The organism is Ruegeria sp. AG6 (assembly GCF_056541565.1).
Window position 1 is genome coordinate 1,047,673 of the sequence record NZ_JBQFYQ010000001.1, and the last position, 23,072, is coordinate 1,070,744.

Genomic DNA, 23,072 nt, shown 5'->3' on the forward strand with positions numbered 1-23,072 from the left:
TGATTTACCTGTTGCGATTGCCGCGCCCCAGCGCGCGGCTCATCTGGGCCGCAATCTGCCCCTGAGAGCGGCGGAACCCCTGCACGTCAGGTGTCGAAATGTTCATCACCACATTCACGGCACGCCCGGCGCCTTGCGTCCGCACGCCCAGCTTGCCATCGGCCCCGCGCGCAAGCGGCATGATCGCCTCTGGCCCGGCTTCTCCCATCAGCCCGGTGCCGCCGCGCATGGGAAACATGGTCGGGCCGCTGACCACACCGCCATTGGCGAAGGGCATCACCCGGCCCTGGCTGAAGCTTCCGCCATCGGCAAAGGGCAGAATTCCCTTCACCAACCCGCCGACCGTGTTGGCCAGCATGCCGCCAAAGTGGTCCGTCACCGGCTTGATCGCAGCCGCATAAGCCGTTTGGATCAAAGAGTTCTTCAGGATATCCAACGCACCGGAAAGGCTCATCCCATCCAGAACGACACCATCGAAGGCCTTGCGCAATCCGCTGGACATGCCGCGCTCCAGCGTCGCGACATCCTTGCCGGTCTCTTCAAATGCGGCGCTGATGCGCTTCATCTGGCTGTCAAACGCCGCCGCCATAGTCGCAGCATCGCCGAGGGAATCGCCCAACGCTTCGCCTCGTTCTTGCAGGTCATCAAACCCGTCACGATCTGTCATCACGCTCTCCTTGTGTCTTGTCCGGATAGGCCGCCTGCAAAGCGTCCAACCCCGCCCGGTTCATTGCGGGCGCTCCGGAACCCTGCCCCAGCATCAGCCGCAGCTCTGCCGGGGTCAGACGCCAGAATTGATCCGGCGTCAGTCGCAGCCCCAGAAATCCGGCCCGCATCAGGACAGGCCAGTCGAACCCGCTCATGCGCCCTCCGGCACCATGAAGGCGCGCGCCAACAATTCGGCTGCGGTTCTGGCGGCAGCCATGGGGCCGCCTTCGATCTCGGCATGCATAAGGTCGGTCCGGGCAATGTGGCAGCCACCGCCCCGCAAACCGGCAACGATCAGCGCCAGAACATCCGCACTGGAATACGCACCGCCCTCAAACCGCTGCACCAGCTCAACCAGCGACCCAGCATTCAGCTCCTGCTCCAACTCCGCCAAAGCACCAAGCGTCAGTTTGAGCACCCGCTGCTCGCCATCGATGGTCAGCGCCACCTCGCCTGTCCACGGATTGGCCATCGGATCAAAGCGCCGTGAAGGTCAGAGCACCGGCACTGGCCATGCTCATCTCATAGGTCGCCTCACCGTTGTGCGAGCCCGCGTACTCGATGCTGGTCACCTGGAACGGGCCTTCTACAATCCCGAAATCAGGGATGATGACCTGAAAGGCTGGAGTTTCGCCATCAAAGAACAACTGCCGCGCGCGTTCATCCGTACCAGCATCCTTGAACACGCCCGAGCCAGAGATCGAAGCCGATTTGACCCCCGCCCCGGACAAAAGCTCGCGCCATCCACCCTGGCTTTCCAGACTGGTGACATCCACACTTTCAGCATTGAAACTTATGCGCGTGGCCCGCAGCCCCGCGATGGTCTGGAACAGGCCGGTACCGTTCATATCCATTTTGACCAACAGGTCTTTTCCGTTCTGGGCAGCCATGTGCTCTCTCCGTTGATTGCTTAGTCATCTTCCACGCGGGCGCGGAACTTCAGGTCGATCTGGCGGATGGTGCCGCCGGTCCCGGTGCGCCGGGCCGAGGCCCGCTCGAACCACAGCCCCACCAAACGCCCGCGACCCAGGTTGAGTGGCGCGTTTTCCAGCGCGTCACACACCGCGCCGGCCAGTGTTTTGGCAGCACCGAACCCTGCCTCCTGGGACACCACCGAAACGGTGAAGCGGTGTATCGTGCCCGCGCCTGTTCGGTCCGACGCGTCACGCACCTCTTCGGGGCCCAGCGTCACATAGGTCTGCGGCACGGTTCCTGCGGGTACGGCATCATAGATCGCGCCCCCCGATTGGCTGCTGACTGCTGCGTCCGCTGAAAGCTGTTGATACACGGCCGCCTGCAAAACGGCGGAAACGCCATAGCTCATGCCGCCACCTCTTCATCTGCGAAACAGGTCAGGAACTTGCCGCGCGGGTCATGCTCGGCCACGGCCCGGATTACGAAACAGCGATTTCCCTCGCGAAACCGCTGATCTGGCGCGGGGCGCATCAGAGATCCCATGGGCGCTCCGCGTACCACGATGCGGTACCCGACACGCGACACAGACGCTCCGGCGATCTGCCGTTCCGCGCCACTGCGCGCCGTCACCTCGGCCCACAGTGTCCCCATCGCAGCCCATGTTTCGGTATAGCCTCCCGCCCCATCAGCACTTCGCATGGGCGCCTCCAGCACCAACTTACGGTTCAGATGCGGCGTATTCATTGCGATACCCCCGCCCCGAAACGCACCACGCGATAGCGCTGGATCAGGCTGGTGACACCAAAGGGCATACATCCAGCGCCCAATGAGGTTTCATCCCGGTATTCATAGTAATGCGCCGCCAGCAGCAGCACGGCTTGCCCAAGATCGGCAGGTAACCCGCCCCAATCCTGCGCCATCCCCGCGACAAACGAAATCTTTACGGAACCACCCGTTTCGATGGCAGGCAGGCTGAAACCCAATGGGCGGATCCGGGGCCGCTGACTATCATGCTCCAGCCGATAGGTCGCGGCGTCCTCAACTGTTTCAGCTCCTTGTTTGTCAGTCAGGGTCACGGCCTGCACTGAAACCACCGGGGCCACAGGCAGCACTTCGCCCGACGGGTCGCGCCACCTGTGCAAACTCCACGAGAAATCCCGTGTGATCAGAACCGTGCCAGTACGCGCCTCGATCGCCGCGATGGCGGCCCGCAGGAACCCCTTCAACACTTCATTCTGCACATCATCCTCGGCAAAGCCCGTGCCCAACCTCAGATGCGCCTTGAATTGTTCCACCGGCAGCGCCGCATCCGCGATGGCGGTCTCTTCGATCAACATCATCCACTCACTCCGCAATCTCGGACCCCTCCAGGGCCCCATCCTTGGAAAATGGCGGGCACGCGCCGCCCCACGTTGCTCGGACGGAGGGGAACAGCTAGACAACGCAGAGGATCTCACTCCGGCCCGCGCCCGCCGTCCGAGGGGCCAGGGCCCCCCGGATTCAGCCCGCGTTAGGCGGTGCCGAATTTCACCAGCTTGATCGCAGCAAAATCGCTGACATCGCCGCCGACGCGCTTGGTCGCATAGAACAGGACATGTGGCTTGGCGCTGAACGGGTCGCGCAGCACGCGCAGATCAGGACGTTCGGCAATGGTGTAACCAGCCTGGAAGTCACCAAAGGCTATCGAGAAACTGTCGGTTGCCACATCCGGCATGTCCTCGGCGATCAGAACCGGATACCCCATCAGACGCGCCGGCTCACCTGCGGCCAAACCATCGGACCACAGGAAGCGGCCATCGCTGTCCTTCAGCTTGCGGATCACACCTGCGGTCTTCGAATTCATCACGAAGGTCCCGTTGACCCGGTACTGCGCGCCCAGCGCATAAACCACATCGACAATCGCATCCGCATCAATACCCGCATCAATACCGGTCGCTACATAGCCAAGGCTGCCCCAGGACCAGCCATCATTCGGCACCGCTCGGTGGATCATCAACCCCTTGGGCTTGTCGACGCCATCGCCGTTGATGAATGCCGCCGCCTCGGCGCGTGCAAACTTGTCGGCAATGCGCCCGGCCAGCCAGCCCTCGACGTCGAAGGCGCTGTCATCCAGCAGGCGCTGCGACGCTTTGGGCAGCGCGCTCAGCTCGTGCAGCGGGATCGAGATGCGATCGATCGACGGTGTTCCGGTCTCCGCTGTGGCCGAGTTTTCGTCAGCCCAGCCCGCACCTACATCGGTGTGATCGATCAGCACGTCGAACGAATTTGCCTCGACATTCACGACCGATGCAATCGAACGGATCGAGGCGGTCGAGTTCAAAACCGACTTGATCGTCTCGGCAGTCTGCGGATCAACCAGATAGCCACCGTCGCTGTTGACCGCTGATGACAGGGACTTGCCCTCCATCTCGAGGCCACGCAGCCCGTCATCTTCGCCGGACCGCACATAGGCGTCAAATGCCTTCTGATGCGGGGCTCCGTCTTCGATCGAAGCGGCAAGATGCGGGCGTGCCGCGATTGTTGATTTACGATCCAGCATGGTCAGTCGCTCTTCTGTCTGTTGCAGTTTTGTATTAACTTCGGCTTTCAGGCCCTTGAATTCATTCACGAAGCCAGCCATCGCCCGCTTCACCTCCTGAACCAGGGGCGCACCCTCTCCGGTCAAGGCCGGGGTTTCGGTCTTGCTCATCAGCATGTCCTGTTCTGAGTGGTTTTGAGGCGCGCTAGGTCCGCGCCAGCTCCTGCCGGGCATCGTTGAATACGTCGGCAATACAGCGCAGGGCTTCCTCGGCGTCAGGTGTCCTTCCCTTCGCCGCCACCCGCGCACTGGGCAGCATCGGGAAGGTCACCAATGACACCTCCCACAGCTCCAGTTCGGTCAGGACCCGCTGGCCCTTGTCATTCTTCACGGCCCGTTTGGTGCGGTAGCCGATCGACAGACCATCCATCGCACCTGCCCGGATCAATTCTGCCGCCTCGCGGCCCTTCTGCGTGCTCTCCAGCAAACGCCCCTTGACCCACAGGCCCTTGTCGTCCTCGCGCACTTCGTCCCACACGCCGATGGGCTGGGCCGGATCATGCTGCCACAGCATCTTGACGCGCTGACCCGCTCTGGCCAGCCTGTCAAGCGAGCCGCGATAGGCGCCACGCTGCACCACGTCACTGCCCTGATCGACCTGCCCAAACAGGCTGGCATAGCCCTCGATTGCCGCGTCATCCGTAACCGAAAAACCGTCGCCGAACCGTGCGAATTTATGCTCTAAATCCATGAACTTCTCCATGTAACCCATTGAACTTATGGCGCGACCACCAAGAGGGATTGAAACGCCTGTGCCAGGATCACCGCCGCCACGCCATAGACCGTCAGCCACAGCCGGCGGTCCAGCCGCTCCATCATCTCTTCGATCTGATCCAGACGCCGACACAGATGTGCATGCTGGATCTCGGCCACCCGCTCATGCGCGGCCAGACGCAGACCTGGCGCGCACTCGAACGAGGGATACCCCTCACCCATCTGCACGCTCCGGCAGCCCCAGCAACGCGCGCTTTTCCGCATCCGTCAGAAAATCGGCCCCGTTGACCCGCGCCCATTGCGCGTCGCGTTCTGCCGACAGCGCGGGCACCTGATCCAGGTCAGGCTTCAACACCAGTTCCTCGCCGGTAAAGCCCGCCAGCCAGTCCGACACCGCCGCCGCCACCCGCGTCACCAGGGGCAGAACGGTCAGGCGATAGAACGCCCGGTTGGCCTCCTGATAGTTCGAATAGGTCGCGTCACCCTGGATCCCCAGCAGCATTGGCGGGACACCGAAGGCCAGCGCGATCTCGCGGGCGGCGGCTTCCTTGGTCTTTTGAAACTCCATATCGGACGGAGAGAACCCCATCGGCTTCCAATCCAGCCCGCCTTCCAGAACCATCGGACGGCCTGCATTGCGCGCCCCGCGATAGTTCGCCTCGATCTCGTCTGACAGACGCCGGAACTGATCTTCGGCCATCACCCCGTGGCCATCGCCTTTCCAGACCAAAGCCCCCGAAGGCCGCGCCGCGTTGTCCAGCAGCGATTTCGACCATCGCGACGCGCTGTTATGCACATCAATCGCCATCGCCGCCGCCTGCATCGGCGAGAACCCGTAGTGGTCATCCTGAGGGTGAAACGATTTGATATGGCTGATGGCTTCCGCCGCAAACCGATGCTTCTTGCCGCCAACCGCATAGTCATACGCCTTGGGCCATCCATCCGACCCCGGCACCACGCTCATCCTGTCGGATCGCAGCACATGCAGCTCAACCGGCAGCCCTTCTTCAGCCTGAACCGCCTCGACATAGGCATTGCCCGACAACAGCAACTGCCCGAACAAGGCCTCCATCAACTCCGCTTGCCCCTGCGTCGCATTCGGACGGCGCATCAGGGACAGGATCGGATGCGCATCAAAGCGCTGCGCCTGATCCTGCAGCACCAAAGGCAGCGCCGCTGCCGCCTCGGCAATCAGCTTGACGGATCGAAACCCCACTGGGTTCCCCAAAAACCCCGTCCGCGTCAGCGACACCGCGTCCCTGGGGCTCCAGGCCACGCGCCCGCCCGTCTGCCACGCCACCACCGGCCCAGCCGCGCTTGCTTTTGCCTCGGGCGCCGCTTCAGCCGATCCACGACGCAAGAAATCGAATACCATCTGTGCTCCTTTCTGCCGCCGCTCTGCCCGGCTTGTTGAAAGGAGTTATGACGGAAAGAAGTTTAAGGCTTGGGAATGGGGCGTACGGGGGGTGGGCAACGGGTGGATATCTGTCAAAGAAATGCGCAGAACACTAAAGGCATATCCGCCAAGGCTAGTCGTCGTCTCGCATACCTACAAAATAGTGCCTTGTAAGACCTGCGATTATCAATGCTGTAACCAGCAAAGTTCCCATTCTGTGCTTCCCGCTGAAGCCGGGCTGATCAAAGTACCAAAGCGTGCCAAAACACCCAAGAAGCGCCAAAGCAACAAGTAAGAAATAAGTTTTTTTGCAGGACATTTTCAACACCTTAAGATTGCAGGCCCCAAACCCTTTATAACTTGGCGTGTTGGTGTCAATCGAGGACCATACTCGAATTATCCCGCGCTTCCGCCAACGTATGTAAGGATCTGCGTCGTTGACAGTAAATTACGTCAGAATGGTCTCAATCCTATTTTCTCTGTTGCCCTTAGATTGCAACATGGCGCTTGCCAAAGACGCGCGATTATCTCTCGCTCATGAGATTCAAGAGGTGTCCGAGACCCGACAGGTTTCAGGAGGAAACAAGGTTGGCAACCACTGGTTTCCAGAAATACGTGTCAAACAGCAAATCAAGGTGGCAGGTTGCGACGCAACTGTTGAAATCGAAGAAACCAGAAAGCAAGGGACGCGCATATACGGCCTGACGTTTGATTTGGCTCGGACTCAGGTTCCTGACCCCCATAACACTGACAGCGCACTTTGGAGGTTCGTAGAACTATAGAGTTGCGTCAAATTCGCAGACATGATTTTCTTGTTTACAGATCCCTACACGCCTACTCCGCATGGTAACCCTCACATCCCCATTCCTAATGCACCAGTAAAGTACTACCCGTTTGGCATGGCTGAATTGCAAGATGACGAACGGCCTCGTCGTCTACTGACCCTGCTGCGCAAATATCAAGAAGAATATTGCACTTTTACCGGGTGATCATAGCCACAAGAGAACAAGGCCTTCACAGACTCCGCACCCGAGGCCGCCGATACACCCCCGCAGGCCCCACAACCAACTCATGCAACGCCCAGACCAGAGCATCGACCCGGTCGGGTGAGCCCTGCCCTTCGAACCCCCTCGCGGTCATCTGGCACATCTGCTCCTCCAGCGCGTCCAACCCGGCAACATGCGACACCCGTCCCTGCTCATACAGGGCCGCCACAGGCTCTGCCCGCGCGACCTTGCCACGTGACGCACGCACCGGCCGGAACGGGACCAGAGGGTCCACCTGCCGCACGACCTCTTCCACCAACTGCCCACCCTGATTGACCTCGGCCACCAGCCGTTCGGCCCCGAATTCGTCCATCGCGTCAATCGCCGCCTTCGCCCAGCCTGCCGGGCCAACGCCCTGCACCGTCCGGTCAGCCAGCACATAGGCGCGCCACGCCTCGGGCGGGCCTTGCACTTGCGCGCCAACCACCACGATCCCGCAGGCATCCGCGCCTGACCCGGACGTCACCGCCGGGTCCAGCGCCACCACGATGCGATCCAATTCGGGCACTTGTGCGCAGCGCGCCGCCTCAAGCATCGAACCCGTCCACAGCGCGCCGTCCGCATCCGACAGCAACACCCCGTCCAGCTCCTGCCGCCCCAGCCGCGTGCCGGCATAGCGCGCGCGCACTTCCTCCAGAAACGACGCCGCCAGATTGGCTCTGTTCGCCTCGGTCGGTGCATGGGTCTGCACCGTGGAGGGCGACACCAGCAGATCCTTCAGCACCTTCACATTGCGCGGCGTCGTGGTCACGCAGACCCGGGGCCTCTCGCCCAAACGCAGCGCAAATTGCAGCATGTCCCAGGTATCGCCCGCTTTCTTCCACTTGGCCAGCTCATCCACCCAGGCCGCATCGAACTGCGGCCCGCGCAGCCCTTCGGGATCATGTGCCGAAAACGCCTGAGCCTCGGCCCCGTTGGGCCAGATCATCTTGCGCTCAGATGCCTTCCACGTGGGTCGCCGATCCGGGGGCGAACATTGCAATATCCCGCTGTCGCCAAAGATCATCACATCGCGTACCTGATCGAAGGTCTCACCAACCAAAGCCACCCGACAGGCCTGGCCCTTATCCAATGGCAAAGACCCCTCGACCATCGACCGTACCCACTCGGCCCCGGCGCGCGTCTTGCCCGCACCGCGCCCGCCCATGATCACCCAGGACCGCCAGTCACCCTCGGGTGGCAACTGATGCGGCATCGCCCAGAATTCGAACAGGAAAGGGAGGGCACACAGCCCTCCCTCCCCGATCTCACTCAGAAATCTGTCCTGCACCGCAACAGGCGCGGAGGCGAGCCAGCCTGCACCCGACTTCAAACCGAGCTCGATCAAGGTCGAGCGCATAGCCCCCTTGGGCAATTCCGGCTTGTCTGTGATGTTGTTCGACAAAGCTTGTCTCCACTTTCTGGCAACTGCGGATCAGCCCCTCTAGCTGACCCAGTTGCTTGCCTGTTCCGGCAAGGTCTGCATCCTCCCCGGCGCCGATCTGTTTTCGCAGTTCTTCCGCTGCCTGACGCAGATCGCGAATGGATCGCTCAAGCGACTGCAGTAAATCAGCCGTCTGAGAAATCCGCTCTTCCGGGGTAATCAAAGTCATGTTTGCCTGTGACCTCATGCGTGAGTTTTTCCGCACGAGAGAAACGAAAAACGGCCACCGGGTCGCCCCGGGGCCGTTGCCCACCTCTTCTAGCATGACATAAGTTGTACGGGATTAAGTTCGCAAAGTCAATGTGTTACGCAACATCGACGCAACACGCACCGTACGCCGTGTTAAGATCAGCCGTCGGTCAGATCCTGCGCCAGCATCATGGCGTTCTGGTCCGGATCATAGAATGTGGCCGTGCTGACCATGCCTTCGATCGTCTCTGTCGGGCCGTCAAACGCCACCCCGGCCACCTCCAACGCGCCGCGCGCCACAGCAATATTAGCAACCTCATAGACCGGCACGCAATTGCCCGGCGACGGCTTTGCCTGCTCCCCCAGACCCAAGGTCACACCGTCGACATTGGTGCGCATTTCGCTCCACCCCGCTTCGTCGATATGGTGGACCAGCTCGAAGCCAAGCATGTCGCGATACCAATCCGCGCTGGCATGACGGTCCCTAACTGAAATCGCAAACGTGATGGTGTTCTTCAATGAAACAAGCGGCATCGAGCTTCCCTTATGACTGATAATATAGTAACTATACTTTATGGACATTAAACTACTTGTCAAGCTCACCTCGCGCGCGTGGTCGCTGAACATTCTGGCGCTGATGCACACAGGCGTGCCCGGACGTCAGGCCTCTCTGCTCACCGCCACCAGCGCCAGCCGAACGGCCTTCGCGGCCAGCCTCGGCCACCTTGTCCAACTCAACCTGATCGAGCGGAACCCCGGCCATGGCCATCCCCTGCGCCCCGAATTCCGCCTGACCCAAGCCGGGGCTCAAGCCGCCCGGACCGCCCACGAAATCCTCAAGATCACCCCCGAGGACAGCACCCGCAAGCTTCTCCGTAAATCCTGGACCGTTCCGATCCTGGCCCTGACCGGCACCCCGCATCGCTTTTCGGCCATCAAATCGGACCTGCCCCCCATCACCGATCGCGCCTTGTCCTCCTCGCTGCATCAGCTCGAAGACCACGACTGGATAAGACGCGATATCGAAACCTCGGGGCGGATGCCCTTCCCGACTTATCGCGCGGTCAACACCGGATTTGCGATCCATCAGGCGGTTGGACTGGGCCAGTAGGGGCAGCAACACCCTCAATCAGAACGTAACAAACCCCAGCCTAAAGCTTGACATTCCCCCGCCCAACCCGCATGTGCCCCTCAAACAGCGCTGCCGCGTGAGCATCCGGGCCATCCAAAGCCCCCACAGCGCCCGATCCACCCATAGTTCCCCATCACGCAGGGTTCTTGACGCGACGACCGGACACCGCAGGAACCGCCTGCCTGTCCCGAGGTCTCGCACAACCCCTGCCGGTCGCGGATGCGGCCCATTGCGACTTGCCCGTGGTCCAACCCCTCGGGCGACAAAGGATAGTTATTTGTTCGACTTCGATATGCTGGGCCTCGCGCCCGCCCTGAACGACGCGCTGCAACGCGCCAATTTCACCCAACCCACACCAATCCAGAACCAGGCGATCCCGCTGGCCCTGAACGGCCACGACATCCTTGGCCTGGCCCAGACCGGCACCGGCAAGACGCTGGCCTTCGGCTTGCCGCTGATCGATCACCTGCTGGCCCAACCCGGAAAGCCCGATCCCAAAACCGCCAAGGCGCTGATCCTTGCTCCGACCCGCGAACTGGTCAACCAGATCGCCGACAGCCTGCGCACCCTCACCAACAAGACCAAACTGCGCGTCGCCACCGTCGTCGGTGGCCAGTCGATCAACAAGCAGATCATGTTCCTGTCGCGCGGCACCGATATCCTTGTCGCGACCCCCGGTCGCCTGATCGACCTGATGGAGCGCCGCGCCGTCGACCTCAGCTCGGTCCGCCATCTGGTGCTGGACGAGGCTGATCAGATGCTCGACATGGGCTTCATCCACGCCCTGCGTCGCATCGCGCCGGAACTGGGCACGCCGCGCCAGACCATGCTGTTCTCGGCCACCATGCCGAAGCAGATGGAGGAACTCAGCCGCGCTTATCTGACCAACCCGCAGCGGGTGCAGGTCTCGCCTCCGGGCAAAGCGGCCGACAAGATCACCCAGTCGATCCACTTCGTTGAAAAGCCCGCAAAACCCGCCAAGCTGCGCGAAATCCTGTCGGCGGATATGGACGCCCTGACGCTGGTCTTTTCCCGTACCAAACACGGGGCTGAAAAGCTGATGAAAGGCCTCGTCGCCGATGGCTACAACGCGGCCTCCATCCACGGCAACAAAAGCCAGGGCCAGCGCGACCGCGCCATCAAGGCCTTCCGCGCGGGTGAGATCAACATCCTCGTCGCCACAGATGTCGCCGCGCGCGGCATCGACATCCCCGGCGTGGCTTATGTGATCAACTACGACCTGCCCGAAGTGCCCGACAACTATGTCCACCGCATCGGCCGCACCGCCCGCGCCGGGCGCGAGGGCGAGGCCATCGCTTTCTGCTCGGCCGAGGAAGTCGATCTGCTGCGTCAAATTCAAAAGCTGATGAAGATCGAAATTCCGGTGGCCAGTGGCGCGATGCCCGAAGCCGTGCAACCTGAAAAACCGGCGCGCCGCCCGAACAACCGTCGCCGGGGGTTCAAACCCAAGCCCGCCAACGGGGAAGGAAAACCCGCAGCAAACAAACGGCGTCGTCCACGCAGCAAACGTCCGGCGGCCTAAGATCGGAACACAAAAAAGCCAACGCCGGTTCAATGACCGGCGTTGGCGCAACACGATGAACGAAACCATTTTTCGTTCAGATCAATTTCCCGAATTCTGCTCTGCCTCAATCTCGCGCCATTTGGCGACATTGCGATTGTGCTCCTGCAAAGTTTCGGCAAATGCATGGCCACCCGTGCCATCGGCAACGAAGAACACGAAATCCGTTTCATCCGGCGCAACAGCAGCTTCAAGGCTGGCCAAGCCCGGATTGGCAATCGGCGTCGGCGGCAAACCGTCTATCTGATAGGTGTTCCATGGGGTTGGTCGGTTCAGCTCGCTGCGGCGCAGCCCGCGCCCCAACGTGCCTTGCCCTTTGGTGACGCCATAGATGACGGTCGGGTCCGTCTGCAACCGCATCCCCTGTTTCAGCCGGTTCACAAAAACACTGGCCACTTGCCCGCGCTCTTCCGGAACTCCGGTTTCCTTTTCGATGATCGACGCAAGGATCAGCATTTCTTCGGGACTTTGCAGCGGTAACCCGTCCTGACGGCTTTCCCAAACGGCGTTGATCCGCAATTGTTGCTTGTCCTGCATCGCCTGCAAAATGTCGTTACGGTCCAGGCCCGCCACAACATCGTAACTGTCAGGCGCCAGCATCCCTTCGGCCGGGATCTCGGTCACCTCACCTGTCAATGCGTCGAACGCCTTCAACGCCTGGACCACCTGCCACGAGGTCACACCTTCGGCCAGCGACACGCGGTAACGGGTGTCCGCCTCGTTGCGTTTCTCGGTATAGGCCTCAGGCACCTCTTCTTCCGACGGATCAAACGACGCGATTTCGACGAAATCCAGGGTCGCAGGGTTCAACTCGCGCACACGGGTCTGAGCACGCGTCACACCGATACGATACTCAATCTCGGATCCACAGGTGCTGGCACCGCTGCTGGTAATTTCGTCGATGATCTGCTCCATCGACGCGCCTTCCCGCACCAGAAAGCTGCCGGCTTTCAACTGCTGCGCCCGATCCGTGTAATCGGCGGCCATCCGAAAGATCGTGGCACTGCGGATCGCGCCCTGCTCTTCCAGTTCCTGACTGACACGTGTCATGTTCGATCCGCTTCTGACCTGAAGACAGATTGCGGTTTCAAGCGGGCCTTCGGCCTTGTACTGGGTCTGACCCCAAAGGATCAGTCCTCCCATCAGAAACAAGCCGACCACCAGAATGGTCAGCGCGTTCGAAGCAATGGCCCGCCACATTTAGTTGACCTTTCCGAAGATCACGCTGGCATTGGTGCCGCCAAACCCGAACGAGTTCGACAGGGCCACGTTGATCTCGCGCTCACGCTTGGCGTTCGGGGCCAGATCAATCGGTGTCTCCACCGCGGGGTTGTCCAGGTTGATCGTCGGAGGTGCGACCTGATCGCGGATCGCCAGAATCGAGAAGATTGCCTCGATCGCCCCCGCTGCACCCAAAAGGTGACCGGTTGCCGATTTGGTCGACGTCATGGTGGCGTTCGCGGCGTGGTCTCCCAGCAGACGTTCGACCGCACCCAGTTCGATCGTATCCGCCATGGTCGAGGTGCCATGGGCGTTGATGTAGTCCAGGTCCTTCGGCTCCAGCCCCGCGCTGCGCAACGCGGCTTTCATCGAACGTTCTGCCCCGTCACCGTCCTCGGACGGTGCCGTGATGTGATATGCGTCGCCCGACATGCCATAGCCCAGCACCTCGGCGTAAATCTTCGCACCGCGGGCCTTCGCGTGTTCATACTCTTCCAGGATGACGATGCCCGCACCTTCGCCCATGACGAATCCGTCGCGGTCAACGTCATAGGGTCGGCTGGCCGCCTTTGGATTATCCGCATATTTGGTCGACAACGCCTTGCATGCGTTGAACCCGGCGATGCCGATCTCGCAGATGCAGCCTTCGCCGCCACCAGCGACCATGACGTCTGCGTCCCCTGCCCGAATGATACGGCTGGCGTCACCGATTGCATGGGCACCGGTGGAACACGCCGTCACGACCGAATGGTTCGGCCCCTTGAAGCCATGCCGGATCGACACCTGACCTGATGCCAGGTTGATCAGAGCACCCGGAATAAAGAACGGTGAAACCCGGCGCGGGCCTTTGTCGCGGATCAGATTGGCGGTATTCGCGATCGAACCCAACCCCCCGATGCCAGAACCGATCAGAACACCTGTTCGCAGGCGGTCCTCTTCATCTTCCGGCAACCAGTTCGCATCCTTGCACGCCATTTCAGCGGCTGCGATGGAATACAGGATAAAGTCCTCGATCTTGCGCTGCTCTTTCGGCGGCATCCAGTCATCGGGGTTGAAGGTCCCGTTGGTTCCGTCCCCGCGGGGCACCTCACAGGCGTAGGTCGTGGTGACACCACTGCCTTCCGCATCAAAATGCGTGATGGGACCAGCGCCGGACTCTCCGTCCAGCAGCCGCGACCAGGTTTCCTCGACCCCGCTGGCCAAAGGAGTGACCAATCCAAGACCGGTTACAACGACTCTGCGCATGAAGTGCCTCTTGCCTGCTTCCTGTTATGAGAACCGCTCTTACCCCGGCCCGGGGTCCGGGGGCAAGAGCAACGGCGATTTCATGCGGGCTTCCCGCCGCCGGGTAACCGAAGCAGTACCGCTTTGGGTTACGGAAATCGGTGCCCGCCCTTTCACGATTCCGGTTGAAAGGGCGAAGCGTATTTATTGGAACTGTGCCACCGGCTCATGCGCCGATTTTGCCATTTCCAGAGCATCCGTCAGGTCAAGTGTCTTGCGAAACAATGCACGCCCCACGATCGCACCCGAGATATTGGGAATATACGCCAGCCGCGAGATGTCATCCGCGGTACGTACAACCCCGCTTGCTATCACCGGGGTGCGCGACTGACTGGCGATCCCCGAGATCAAACCAAGCTGAGCTTCGACGTCCTCCATATCGCTGTCGATATCGGTCACCACGATAGCAGCAAACGGCGCCCCCTCGAACGCGTCGATAAACGCTTCGGGCGTGAATACGCTTTGGCTGCGCCAGCCATCCGTCATTACAAAACCTTGCCAGACATCGACCGACAGCACGATTTGATCCGGGTAGAGCGTGGCCAATTCCTTGACCAGCTTCGGCTCGCGCGCTGCCAGCGTCCCTATCACGACTCGACCGACGCCCTTGTCGATCCAGCGCTCGACCTGTTCGCGGGTCCGCATACCACCTGCCAACTGAACCGGGATTTCGGCCGCGCGGATAATCTCTTCAATCAATTCGACGTTGGTATCTTTGCCCTCTATCGCATCGAAATCAGTCAGGTGCATCCATTCGGCACCCGCTTCGGCCCAGCTTCGCGCCGTTTCAACCGGGTTTACGTGCCAAATCATAGCGTTGTCCAAACGACCTTTGTCTAACGTGACACACCGGCCGTTCTGCAACTCCATAGTGGGGTATATCCTCATGAGCTCGGTCCTCCGCTCAATCGCTCTGAAAATCCCCGGCAGCATACACCTGGAACGCCCTCCCAATATCACCGGGATCGGCACAGTTTGGCCATTTTGCGGCATAGTGTCGAAGTGGCGGATTTACGCGAGCGCAGGTGGCCCGTTGCGCCGAAGCAAATGCACCGGGGTTTCATTATACACCCCTTCCCGCATCAATACATAGCCCAGCTTTTTGGCAAGCTTCTGCGACGAGGCGTTGGACGCATTCACCATCGCAACCAAAGGCCCGGGAATCACCCGGTCAAACCAGTCATGCGCTGCCTTGGCCGCCTCATACCCCAGGCCCTGCCCCTGCGCCTCGGGCGCCAGAACCCAACCCGCCTCGGGAAACCCGTCGAAATCCTCGCCCATCCGGCGGTTTCCGTAAAAGAAACCGGCCTGTCCGATCAGCTTTCGATCCGATTGTTGCAGCACACCCCATTGTCCAAACCCGGCCATGTGCCAATGCCCGGCATTGCGCAAAAAGGAATCCCATGCTTCTCCGCGCGATCGGGGTGAGCCGCCAATATGCTGAACGACGCACGGATCTCTCCAGATCTCGGCGAACCGGTCAAAGTCCTCCGGGCGCATGGCACACAGCGTCAAACGCGCGGTATTTATCATGGGAGTGGATCTTATCATGCCCTGTCCACTTTGAATTTTGCCTCAATGGAAACAGTGCGCATCCAAAAATGACCGCGCAAGCATGAATTTTGAACAAGCATAAAAAAACGGCGCCTCCGTTGCCCGGAAGCGCCGCATTTGTACAGAGGGAAACGCTTAGGACGCTTCGCTGATGAACTTTACGGCGTCGCCGAAGGTCTGGATGGTCTCGGCTGCGTCATCGGGGATTTCGATGCCGAACTCTTCTTCGAAGGCCATGACCAGTTCAACGGTGTCCAGGCTGTCTGCGCCCAGATCATCGATGAAGGACGCGTTTTCCGCGACTTTATCTTCTTCAACACCCAGGTGCTCAACAACGATCTTCTTAACGCGATCTGCGACGTCGCTCATGTCTATTCCTCATTCCTTTACAGGGCGGTCTGCCCGATTCTGCCCTTGCCCGCACGGGTTGGCTTTGATTTGCCCGTTTCGGGCGGTTTGGGTCCCGGCGAACCGGGAAGTCGAAGGCCGACCTGAACAACCGGCCCCGCATAGATGCGCCGCCTATAGCATAGTCGACGCAAGAGGCAAACGCTTTCGCGCTGCCCCTGTGGCGATCACAACATGGCCATACCGCCGTTCACATGCAAGGTGCTTCCGGTAACATAACCCGCTTCGGGGCTGGCAAGATACAGTACAGCCGCTGCAATTTCTTCGGGTTCACCCATGCGACCCGCCGGAACCTTGAGCAACAGACCCTTTTTCTGCTCCTCGGTCAGCTTCTCTGTCATTGCCGTGGTGATAAAGCCCGGAGCCACGGCATTCACGGTAATTCCGCGCGTTGCCACTTCGTGAGCCAAAGCCTTGGAAAACCCTATCATCCCGGCTTTTGACGCAGCATAGTTTGCCTGCCCCGGGTTGCCAATTGCGGCCACCACGGACGAGACATTCACGATCCGGCCCCAGCGTGACTTCATCATGCCGCGGATCACACCTTTGCACAGTTTCATCGTCGAGGTCATGTTCACGTCAATAACGCTCTGCCATTCCTCATCGGACATGCGCATGAACAGGTTGTCGCGCGTGATACCCGCATTGTTCACCAGGATATCCACCGATCCCATCGCCTCGGCCGCTTGCTTTGGCAACGCTTCGACGGCCTCCGGATCGCTCAGATTGCAAGGCAACACATGCGCGCGTTCGCCCAGTTCGTCTGCCAGAGCCTGCAATGGCTCGACACGTGTACCGGACAATCCGACCGCTGCGCCAGCACCGTGCAACGCACGTGCAATGTCGCCTCCGATACCGCCCGAAGCACCAGTGATCAGCGCATTCTTACCTGTCAAATCAAACATTCGGTTTTCCTCTTGGTGCGTCGGCCACGACGCTTTTTTGAGCTTACGATTCGGCCTGAATGGCCTTTTGAACATCTTCCGGTGTGCCCACTGCCTTGCCTGCAATGGCACGATCGATCTTGCGGATCATGCCGGACAACGCTTTGCCAGCACCGATTTCCCACGTTTCAGTCACGCCCTGCGCGGCCATGAACTGAACGCTTTCGCGCCAGCAAACCGACCCCGTTACCTGTTCCACCAGCAACTGACGTATCAGATCCGGATCACTGACGGCTTCGGCGCGCACATTGGCCACCAAAGGCACGGAAGGCGCCTTTATCTCGACGGCAGCAAGCGCTTCCGCCATGACATCTGCCGCAGGCTGCATCAGCGCACAGTGAAATGGAGCACTTACAGGCAACATAACAGCACGTTTTGCGCCTTTTTCCTTGGCAATCTCGGCGGCACGCTCCACGGCAGCCTTGGAACCGGACACAACGACCTGGGTTGGATCGTTGTCATTGGCAGCCTGACAGACCTGTCCCTGCGCGGCTTCTTCTGCAACGGCGCGCACCGCCTCCAGGTCCAATCCAAGAATGGCCGCCATTGCGCCCTCGCCCACCGGTACGGCACTTTGCATCGCCAGACCGCGGGTGCGCAGCAAGCGCGCAGTATCCGCAACCGACAAAGCCCCCGCTGCCGCAAGGGCCGAATATTCACCCAAGGAATGACCCGCCACGAAAGCTGCCTGACCAACCGAAACGCCTTCGGCTTCCAGCGCACGCATTGCCGCCATGGATGTCGCCATAAGAGCAGGCTGGGCGTTCTGAGTCAGCGTCAAGTCGGCGATGTCGCCTTCCCAGACCAATCTGCTCAGCTTCTCTCCCAGTGCCTCGTCCACCTCATCGAAGACGGCCTGCGCCGCCGGATAGGCATCGGCCAGTGCTTTGCCCATACCGATGGTCTGGGCGCCCTGCCCTGGAAAAACGAACGCGAGTGTCATTGCAACCTCATGGATGATGTCAGGTTGCGGCGGGGTGTAAACTGACTGAACGTCTGGCACAAGCACTGCCTGTGTTCTGCATTCTGGCACCTTGGCTGTGCACAAGCGCTTACTTGTGCCGACTTCCGATAACCTTAACTTGGGCGCAGCACAGAATCTCGGAGCGTTGCACCCATGGCCTCGACCAATTCCTTCTCAAGCTACGGAAGTGTCGCAAAGACGTTTCACTGGCTCACCGCGTTGCTGATCTTCACGGCCCTGCCGCTCGGCTGGATCGCGGACAACCTGGCCCATGCTGTCTTGCATGCCTCCACAGCCCCAAGCGAGGCCGAAATCGCACGCGCGGCGCGCATGTTCTCATTGCACAAAACCATAGGCGTCACCGTGTTCTTCGTTGCTTTGGCTCGGATAGTGTGGGCCTTCACGCAAACCAAGCCCGGCCTGCTGAATGCCGACAACAAGCCCGAGGCTTTTGCCGCCGAAACCGTCCACTGGCTTCTTTATGGGTCACTGGTGCTTGTGCCACTGACCGGTTGGGTGCACCACGCCGCAACCGAAGGGTTTGCTCCAATCCTCTGGCCCTTCGGCCAAAATCTGCCTTTTGTAGCGAAATCAACCATTGTGGCCGAGGTGACAGGCGTTCTGCATTGGCTGTTCATGTGGACGCTCGTCGGCGCGCTGGTCCTGCATGTTGCCGGAGCGTTGAAGCATCACGTCATAGACAAAGACAGCACGTTGCGCAGGATGTTGCCGGGTGGGTCGGACGCACCGGAGCCTCCACACCAGCATCATTCCCTTGTGCCCGCCGTCGCCGCGGTGGCCGTTTGGGCGCTTGTCCTCACCGGCGGCTGGGTCTCTGGCGAATTTGCGCGTGAGGCCGACGATGATGACGCCGACGTCCAACTGGCCGAGGTGCAATCAGACTGGCAGGTTCAGAACGGCACCCTGTCCATCACGATTTCCCAATTGGGCAGCCCGGTCACCGGCTCGTTTTCCGACTGGACAGCCGCAATTGCTTTTGACGACCCTGCCGAGCCTGGCCCGGCCGGGTCCGTCGAGGTCACGATCGCAATAGGTTCTCTCAGCCTCGGAACCGTAACCGAACAGGCCATGGGTGCGGATTTCTTCAACAACGCCCAGTTTCCGACGGCCCAGTTCACGGCTGACATTTTCAAAACCGAAAGCGGATATGAGGCACGCGGACCACTGACAATCCGCGACAAGACGATCGATATCATACTCCCGTTTTCACTGGACCTTCAGGACGACACCGCGACCATGACGGGCTCGGTTGATCTGAACAGGTTGGATTTCGGCATCGGCGCATCGCAGCCCACCGAAGACTCGCTCGGCTTCATCGTCACCGTCGCTGTGGAACTCGCCGCGTCCCGCAGTCAGTGATGCCAAAAAATATCGCCGGTGACAGGATCACCGGCGGTTTTCGTGTTCGTTGTCTTGCGCTTATTCGGCTTTTTGCGCTTCGACCGAGATCTGCACCTGCACTTCGTCACTTACAAACGGTGCGAACTGGCCCAGATCAAATTCACTGCGGACAAGGGTCGTGGTGGCGTTGAAACCGGCCCATGGCTTGTTTGCCATCGGGTGGGTGTCAACCTTGTTCAGTTTGGCATCCAGAACAACGGATTTGGTCACGCCGTTCATGGTGAGGTCGCCGGTGATCTTGGCCGTGTCTTCACCGGTCACTTCGATACCCGTCGAGGTAAAGGTGATCAGATCGCCCTCGGTCGCACCAAAGAAATCCTCGGTCATGAAGTGATCTTCACGTGGCTTCCAACCGGTGAGCATCTCCAATACCGGCATCGACACGCTCACGCTGGAGGCGGCGGGATTTTCCTGATCGAACATGATCTCGCCCTCAAAGCCCGAGAACATGCCGGTTGTGGTTGAAAAGCCCAGGTGGTCATAGCTGAAGACAACCTGGCTGTGGCTCGGGTCCAGCACGTATTTCTCGGCGCTGGCGAATGCCGTGGTCGCCGATACGGCCAGTGCAGCAGCAAGAAGGGTGGATTTCATAACAATCTCCGCGTTTTTGTGAATGCAAACCGTCTGGGTTGCTCACAAACAAAATGTGCCGCCTGTCGGCGGCACACAACCTTTTTCGAGTCACAACATCTGTTCCTTTTTGAACAGAATAAAGTTCAGCCGAAAATTGTTACGCTCTTGCTCAGTTGCCCTTTCAACGCTCGGCTGACATCCGCCGATTCAAGGGGCAGCTTCATCAAAAGGCTCCCATCCACATCAAACAAGTGGACTTCGTTTTCCTCAAAACGCGCACCACCCAGCGATTCATAGCTGCGGCGCAGCACCGTCTGAGGGCGTCCGTCTTCGTTCTTTTGCAGAACACGGACTTCGCGGCGGATCGGATCGAAATAGGCATCCGGGCGCTGATCAAGTACTTCGATCGTCAGCAAACTGACACCGACGATCAGAAACAGCATGGATGCCACCATCTTGATCGGCCAGACATCTGCACCCACGATCGAACCCGGCATCAGCCACATCGAAAACGCCGAAAAGATCAGGAACGCTCCGACCAACCGCGCCAGGATCAAACGGGCCTTCCAGTTTGGCGCGAAGGCAATCATTACCGGCACCGAATGCTCAAAGCGCGAGCCTGCCGCCTCTTCCCGGTATGTGTTTGTATTGGTCGCGGTCATAACACTTCACCTTTTATCAGGTTACTGTCGATTTTCTGTTTGGTCCGGGTAACGTCCGGTATGCAAAACAACTTTGAGCCGAAAAGCGTCAGCATTTGGGCGGCCCAAAGGAAATTGGGCGGCGTCTCAAAGGCATATGTGGCGGGGCTTGCTCCTGCGGTTCAAACGTGTATACGGGGCCATCCTTCGCAATCAGATGAATCGCGCAGCCTCTCGTGGCAGGGTCGCGAAGGACCGGATGGCCCCGCCTATGAAATGCGCCTTGACATAAACAGGAGTGCACATGCCACTGTATGAGCATGTAATGATCGCGCGTCAGGATCTGTCCAACGCGCAGGCGGAAAGCCTCGTCGAACATTTCGGCACCGTTCTGGCTGACAACGGCGGCAAGCTGGTTGATAGCGAGTACTGGGGCGTCAAGACGATGGCCTACAAGATCAACAAGAACCGCAAGGGCCACTATGCCTTTCTGAAAACCGATGCCCCCTCGGGCGCGGTGCAGGAAATGGAACGCCTGATGCGCCTGCATGATGACGTCATGCGCGTTCTGACCATCAAGGTTGACGGTCACGAAGACGGCCCGTCGGTTCAGATGCAGAAGCGTGACGAACGTGGCGACCGCCGCGAGCGTCGTTGATCACCGCCTGAGGAAAGGACACTAAACCATGGCCGCAAAACCATTTTTCCGCCGCCGCAAGGTCTGCCCGTTCTCGGGTGAGAACGCGCCGAAAATCGACTACAAAGACACCCGTCTGCTGCAGCGCTACATCTCTGAGCGTGGCAAGATCGTACCTTCGCGCATCACCGCCGTTTCGGCGAAAAAGCAGCGTGAACTGGCCCGTGCTATCAAGCGCGCCCGCTTCCTCGCCCTGCTGCCCTACGCCGTGAAGTAAGGAGAGACTGACATGCAAGTTATCCTTCTGGAACGCGTTGCGAAACTGGGTCAGATGGGCGACGTCGTTGACGTCAAGCCCGGCTACGCCCGCAACTTCCTGCTGCCCCAGGGCAAAGCCCTGAGCGCGTCCGATGCCAACATCGCGTCGTTCGAAGCCCAGAAAGCGCAGCTTGAGGCCCGCAACCTGGAAACCAAGAAAGAAGCTGAAGCACTGGCTGAAAAGCTGGACGGACAGCAGTTCATCGTGATTCGCTCGGCATCGGATGCTGGTGCTCTGTACGGCTCGGTCACCCCGCGTGACGCCGCTGACGCCGCAACCGAAGCTGGTTTCACTGTCGACAAAAAGCAGGTTGTTCTGGTCAATCCGATCAAGGAACTGGGCCTGCACTCGGTTGCAGTCAAGCTGCACCCCGAAGTCGAAGTTGAAATCAAGATGAACGTGGCGCGTTCGGAAGAAGAAGCCGAGCTTCAGGCCTCGGGCAAATCGATCCAAGAACTGGCCGCCGAAGAAGAAGCAGCCGCTGAATTCGAGATCGCCGAACTGTTCGACGACATCGGCTCGGCCGCATCCGAGGACGAAGAGCTGGCTCCGGAAGCCGCTCCTGCCGAGGAAGACGAAGCCAAAGCCTGATCCGGCAAGGTTTCGAACACAACAAAGGCCGTGCTTCAGCGCGGCCTTTTTTCTTGTCTACGAGACAAACCAGCAAATTTCAGCCCAACTCCATCCATAATCTTGCAGCCAAATACTCAGGCCATATCATTGCCACTCGAAACCCCGGAGAAACTCATGCCCCCGTTCACCCGTCGCAATCTCTTGGCACTCTTACTGACAGCCCCGTTGGTTGCCTGCGGTGCAGGAGAAGTCTCCAAGGCCGAAACATCACAGTTCAACCCTATGCTCTATCCAAACGAAACGCCGGAACTTCGCGCGTCGATCAACAAATGGGCGGACCATTACGAGCTTCCGCGAGAGCTTGTTCACAAGCTTGCCATTCGTGAAAGCACGCATCGCCCCTGGGCAGTCAACCGACCCTATTATGGACTGCTGCAAATCCTTCCGGCCACCGCGCGATCCATGGGGTACACCGGAAACGCCAAAGGCTTGTTGGACGCGGACACCAACCTTGAATTTGCAGGGAAATACCTTCGCGGTGCCTGGCTTCTGTCTGATGGCAACCAGGATCGGGCGATATTTCTTTATGCCAAGGGCTTTTACCCCGAAGCCAAAGCGCGCGGATTGCTGGTGGAAACTGGGCTAAAACCCGCCAACTGACGGTGATTAGCGTCAGAAAGCTGCGTGAAATTAGCACTTTTTGCCGAATAGTGACAAAAATGTTCTATTGAGTGTCTCATTATTTGGAATTGCGCAGACAATTAGTGCCTCGCCTTGTCATGTTTAGGAAATTATGGTGTTCTGGTTCGGTGAGGTAAACGGGTTCCACTCTGTGTTATATGCATGCTC

The 23,072-nt window shown here is 59.7% G+C and carries 30 protein-coding genes; 7 read left to right on the plus strand and 23 right to left on the minus strand.

Annotated elements, in window-relative coordinates:
* Window positions 1-4 precede the first annotated feature (4 nt).
* From ACR0I0_RS05210 to ACR0I0_RS05275, 14 genes are all read right to left on the minus strand, one after another.
* Window positions 5-667 (minus strand): phage tail tape measure protein, encoded by a 663-nt coding sequence (locus tag ACR0I0_RS05210; protein ID WP_171723063.1) that lies wholly within the window; start codon window positions 665-667, stop codon window positions 5-7.
* Window positions 654-863, minus strand: coding sequence for a rcc01693 family protein (locus ACR0I0_RS05215; RefSeq protein WP_209832770.1), 210 nt, complete (start codon window positions 861-863; stop codon window positions 654-656). The genes ACR0I0_RS05210 and ACR0I0_RS05215 overlap by 14 nt, the downstream gene beginning before the upstream one ends.
* A complete protein-coding gene (locus tag ACR0I0_RS05220) occupies window positions 860-1,180 on the minus strand; it encodes a gene transfer agent family protein (protein ID WP_171723061.1) in 321 nt (106 codons plus the stop codon). The genes ACR0I0_RS05215 and ACR0I0_RS05220 overlap by 4 nt, the downstream gene beginning before the upstream one ends.
* Window positions 1,181-1,184: 4 nt before the next feature.
* On the minus strand, window positions 1,185-1,598 hold the full coding sequence (locus ACR0I0_RS05225; RefSeq protein WP_170343937.1) for a phage major tail protein, TP901-1 family: 414 nt from the start codon (window positions 1,596-1,598) through the stop codon (window positions 1,185-1,187).
* Between the two features lie 20 nt (window positions 1,599-1,618).
* Window positions 1,619-2,032, minus strand: coding sequence for a DUF3168 domain-containing protein (locus ACR0I0_RS05230; RefSeq protein WP_480490450.1), 414 nt, complete (start codon window positions 2,030-2,032; stop codon window positions 1,619-1,621).
* Window positions 2,029-2,367, minus strand: a complete 339-nt coding sequence (locus ACR0I0_RS05235) for a phage head closure protein (protein WP_480490452.1) — start codon at window positions 2,365-2,367, stop codon at window positions 2,029-2,031. The genes ACR0I0_RS05230 and ACR0I0_RS05235 overlap by 4 nt, the downstream gene beginning before the upstream one ends.
* A complete protein-coding gene (locus tag ACR0I0_RS05240; protein WP_480490453.1) occupies window positions 2,364-2,963 on the minus strand; it encodes a head-tail connector protein in 600 nt (199 codons plus the stop codon). Before ACR0I0_RS05240 ends, ACR0I0_RS05235 begins: the two co-directional genes overlap by 4 nt.
* A 170-nt stretch (window positions 2,964-3,133) precedes the next feature.
* A complete protein-coding gene (locus tag ACR0I0_RS05245) occupies window positions 3,134-4,312 on the minus strand; it encodes a phage major capsid protein (RefSeq protein WP_480490455.1) in 1,179 nt (392 codons plus the stop codon).
* A gap of 34 nt (window positions 4,313-4,346) precedes the next feature.
* Window positions 4,347-4,892: an HK97 family phage prohead protease gene (locus tag ACR0I0_RS05250; protein ID WP_253283233.1), complete on the minus strand. Its 546-nt coding sequence runs from the start codon at window positions 4,890-4,892 to the stop codon at window positions 4,347-4,349.
* 26 nt (window positions 4,893-4,918) lie between these two features.
* A complete protein-coding gene (locus ACR0I0_RS05255) occupies window positions 4,919-5,137 on the minus strand; it encodes a GTA head formation protein, RCAP_rcc01685 family (RefSeq protein WP_171723054.1) in 219 nt (72 codons plus the stop codon).
* Window positions 5,130-6,290, minus strand: a complete 1,161-nt coding sequence (locus ACR0I0_RS05260) for a phage portal protein (protein ID WP_480490457.1) — start codon at window positions 6,288-6,290, stop codon at window positions 5,130-5,132. The genes ACR0I0_RS05255 and ACR0I0_RS05260 overlap by 8 nt, the downstream gene beginning before the upstream one ends.
* Before the next feature lie 1,035 nt (window positions 6,291-7,325).
* On the minus strand, window positions 7,326-8,696 hold the full coding sequence (locus ACR0I0_RS05265; RefSeq protein WP_480490762.1) for a DNA-packaging protein: 1,371 nt from the start codon (window positions 8,694-8,696) through the stop codon (window positions 7,326-7,328).
* Window positions 8,605-8,949 (minus strand): hypothetical protein, encoded by a 345-nt coding sequence (locus ACR0I0_RS05270; protein ID WP_480490459.1) that lies wholly within the window; start codon window positions 8,947-8,949, stop codon window positions 8,605-8,607. The genes ACR0I0_RS05265 and ACR0I0_RS05270 overlap by 92 nt, the downstream gene beginning before the upstream one ends.
* Window positions 8,950-9,128: 179 nt before the next feature.
* A complete protein-coding gene (locus ACR0I0_RS05275) occupies window positions 9,129-9,503 on the minus strand; it encodes a VOC family protein (RefSeq protein ID WP_480490461.1) in 375 nt (124 codons plus the stop codon).
* A gap of 40 nt (window positions 9,504-9,543) precedes the next feature.
* On the opposite strand from ACR0I0_RS05275, the gene ACR0I0_RS05280 reads away from it, so the two are divergent.
* Together ACR0I0_RS05280 and ACR0I0_RS05285 are read left to right on the plus strand one after the other, a co-directional pair.
* A complete protein-coding gene (locus ACR0I0_RS05280) occupies window positions 9,544-10,080 on the plus strand; it encodes a winged helix-turn-helix transcriptional regulator (protein ID WP_480490463.1) in 537 nt (178 codons plus the stop codon).
* A 298-nt stretch (window positions 10,081-10,378) separates the two neighbouring features.
* Window positions 10,379-11,644: a DEAD/DEAH box helicase gene (locus tag ACR0I0_RS05285; RefSeq protein ID WP_480490464.1), complete on the plus strand. Its 1,266-nt coding sequence runs from the start codon at window positions 10,379-10,381 to the stop codon at window positions 11,642-11,644.
* Window positions 11,645-11,725: 81 nt separating this feature from the next.
* Here the strand turns inward: ACR0I0_RS05285 and mltG are convergent, their stop codons facing one another.
* The 7 genes from mltG to fabD form a co-directional block, all read right to left on the minus strand.
* Window positions 11,726-12,883, minus strand: a complete 1,158-nt coding sequence (gene mltG, locus ACR0I0_RS05290) for an endolytic transglycosylase MltG (protein WP_480490465.1) — start codon at window positions 12,881-12,883, stop codon at window positions 11,726-11,728.
* Window positions 12,884-14,149, minus strand: coding sequence for a beta-ketoacyl-ACP synthase II (gene fabF / locus ACR0I0_RS05295; protein WP_171631648.1), 1,266 nt, complete (start codon window positions 14,147-14,149; stop codon window positions 12,884-12,886).
* A 183-nt stretch (window positions 14,150-14,332) separates the two neighbouring features.
* Window positions 14,333-15,076 (minus strand): 1-(5-phosphoribosyl)-5-[(5-phosphoribosylamino)methylideneamino]imidazole-4-carboxamide isomerase, encoded by a 744-nt coding sequence (locus tag ACR0I0_RS05300; protein ID WP_171631644.1) that lies wholly within the window; start codon window positions 15,074-15,076, stop codon window positions 14,333-14,335.
* A gap of 123 nt (window positions 15,077-15,199) precedes the next feature.
* The gene (locus ACR0I0_RS05305) at window positions 15,200-15,739 is read right to left on the minus strand and encodes a GNAT family N-acetyltransferase (RefSeq protein ID WP_171631641.1); all 540 of its coding nucleotides are present in this window, start codon (window positions 15,737-15,739) and stop codon (window positions 15,200-15,202) included.
* 138 nt (window positions 15,740-15,877) lie between these two features.
* On the minus strand, window positions 15,878-16,111 hold the full coding sequence (locus ACR0I0_RS05310) for an acyl carrier protein (RefSeq protein ID WP_008756330.1): 234 nt from the start codon (window positions 16,109-16,111) through the stop codon (window positions 15,878-15,880).
* Between the two features lie 206 nt (window positions 16,112-16,317).
* Window positions 16,318-17,055 (minus strand): 3-oxoacyl-[acyl-carrier-protein] reductase, encoded by a 738-nt coding sequence (gene fabG / locus ACR0I0_RS05315; RefSeq protein ID WP_152458330.1) that lies wholly within the window; start codon window positions 17,053-17,055, stop codon window positions 16,318-16,320.
* A 43-nt stretch (window positions 17,056-17,098) separates the two neighbouring features.
* A complete protein-coding gene (fabD, locus tag ACR0I0_RS05320; protein ID WP_480490468.1) occupies window positions 17,099-18,037 on the minus strand; it encodes an ACP S-malonyltransferase in 939 nt (312 codons plus the stop codon).
* Between the two features lie 174 nt (window positions 18,038-18,211).
* Between fabD and ACR0I0_RS05325 the strand changes: the two genes are divergently transcribed.
* On the plus strand, window positions 18,212-19,438 hold the full coding sequence (locus ACR0I0_RS05325; RefSeq protein ID WP_480490469.1) for a cytochrome b/b6 domain-containing protein: 1,227 nt from the start codon (window positions 18,212-18,214) through the stop codon (window positions 19,436-19,438).
* A 60-nt stretch (window positions 19,439-19,498) separates the two neighbouring features.
* Here ACR0I0_RS05325 and ACR0I0_RS05330 read toward each other — a convergent pair whose 3' ends face one another.
* Both ACR0I0_RS05330 and ACR0I0_RS05335 read right to left on the minus strand, forming a co-directional pair.
* Window positions 19,499-20,071 carry a YceI family protein gene (locus tag ACR0I0_RS05330; RefSeq protein ID WP_171631627.1) on the minus strand — a complete coding sequence of 191 codons (573 nt, stop codon included), beginning with the start codon at window positions 20,069-20,071 and terminating at the stop codon, window positions 19,499-19,501.
* Window positions 20,072-20,196: 125 nt separating this feature from the next.
* Complete coding sequence (locus ACR0I0_RS05335) at window positions 20,197-20,715, minus strand: hypothetical protein (RefSeq protein WP_171167615.1); 519 nt, start codon at window positions 20,713-20,715, stop codon at window positions 20,197-20,199.
* 283 nt (window positions 20,716-20,998) lie between these two features.
* On the opposite strand from ACR0I0_RS05335, the gene rpsF reads away from it, so the two are divergent.
* The 4 genes from rpsF to ACR0I0_RS05355 all read left to right on the plus strand — a co-directional run bounded on the left by rpsF (window position 20,999) and on the right by ACR0I0_RS05355 (window position 22,883).
* Complete coding sequence (gene rpsF, locus ACR0I0_RS05340) at window positions 20,999-21,352, plus strand: 30S ribosomal protein S6 (RefSeq protein WP_152458335.1); 354 nt, start codon at window positions 20,999-21,001, stop codon at window positions 21,350-21,352.
* A 28-nt stretch (window positions 21,353-21,380) separates the two neighbouring features.
* Window positions 21,381-21,608, plus strand: coding sequence for a 30S ribosomal protein S18 (gene rpsR, locus ACR0I0_RS05345; protein WP_005608650.1), 228 nt, complete (start codon window positions 21,381-21,383; stop codon window positions 21,606-21,608).
* 12 nt (window positions 21,609-21,620) lie between these two features.
* On the plus strand, window positions 21,621-22,241 hold the full coding sequence (gene rplI, locus ACR0I0_RS05350) for a 50S ribosomal protein L9 (RefSeq protein WP_171631623.1): 621 nt from the start codon (window positions 21,621-21,623) through the stop codon (window positions 22,239-22,241).
* Window positions 22,242-22,397: 156 nt separating this feature from the next.
* The gene (locus ACR0I0_RS05355) at window positions 22,398-22,883 is read left to right on the plus strand and encodes a lytic transglycosylase domain-containing protein (protein ID WP_171723044.1); all 486 of its coding nucleotides are present in this window, start codon (window positions 22,398-22,400) and stop codon (window positions 22,881-22,883) included.
* The last annotated feature ends 189 nt before the right edge of the window (window positions 22,884-23,072 follow it).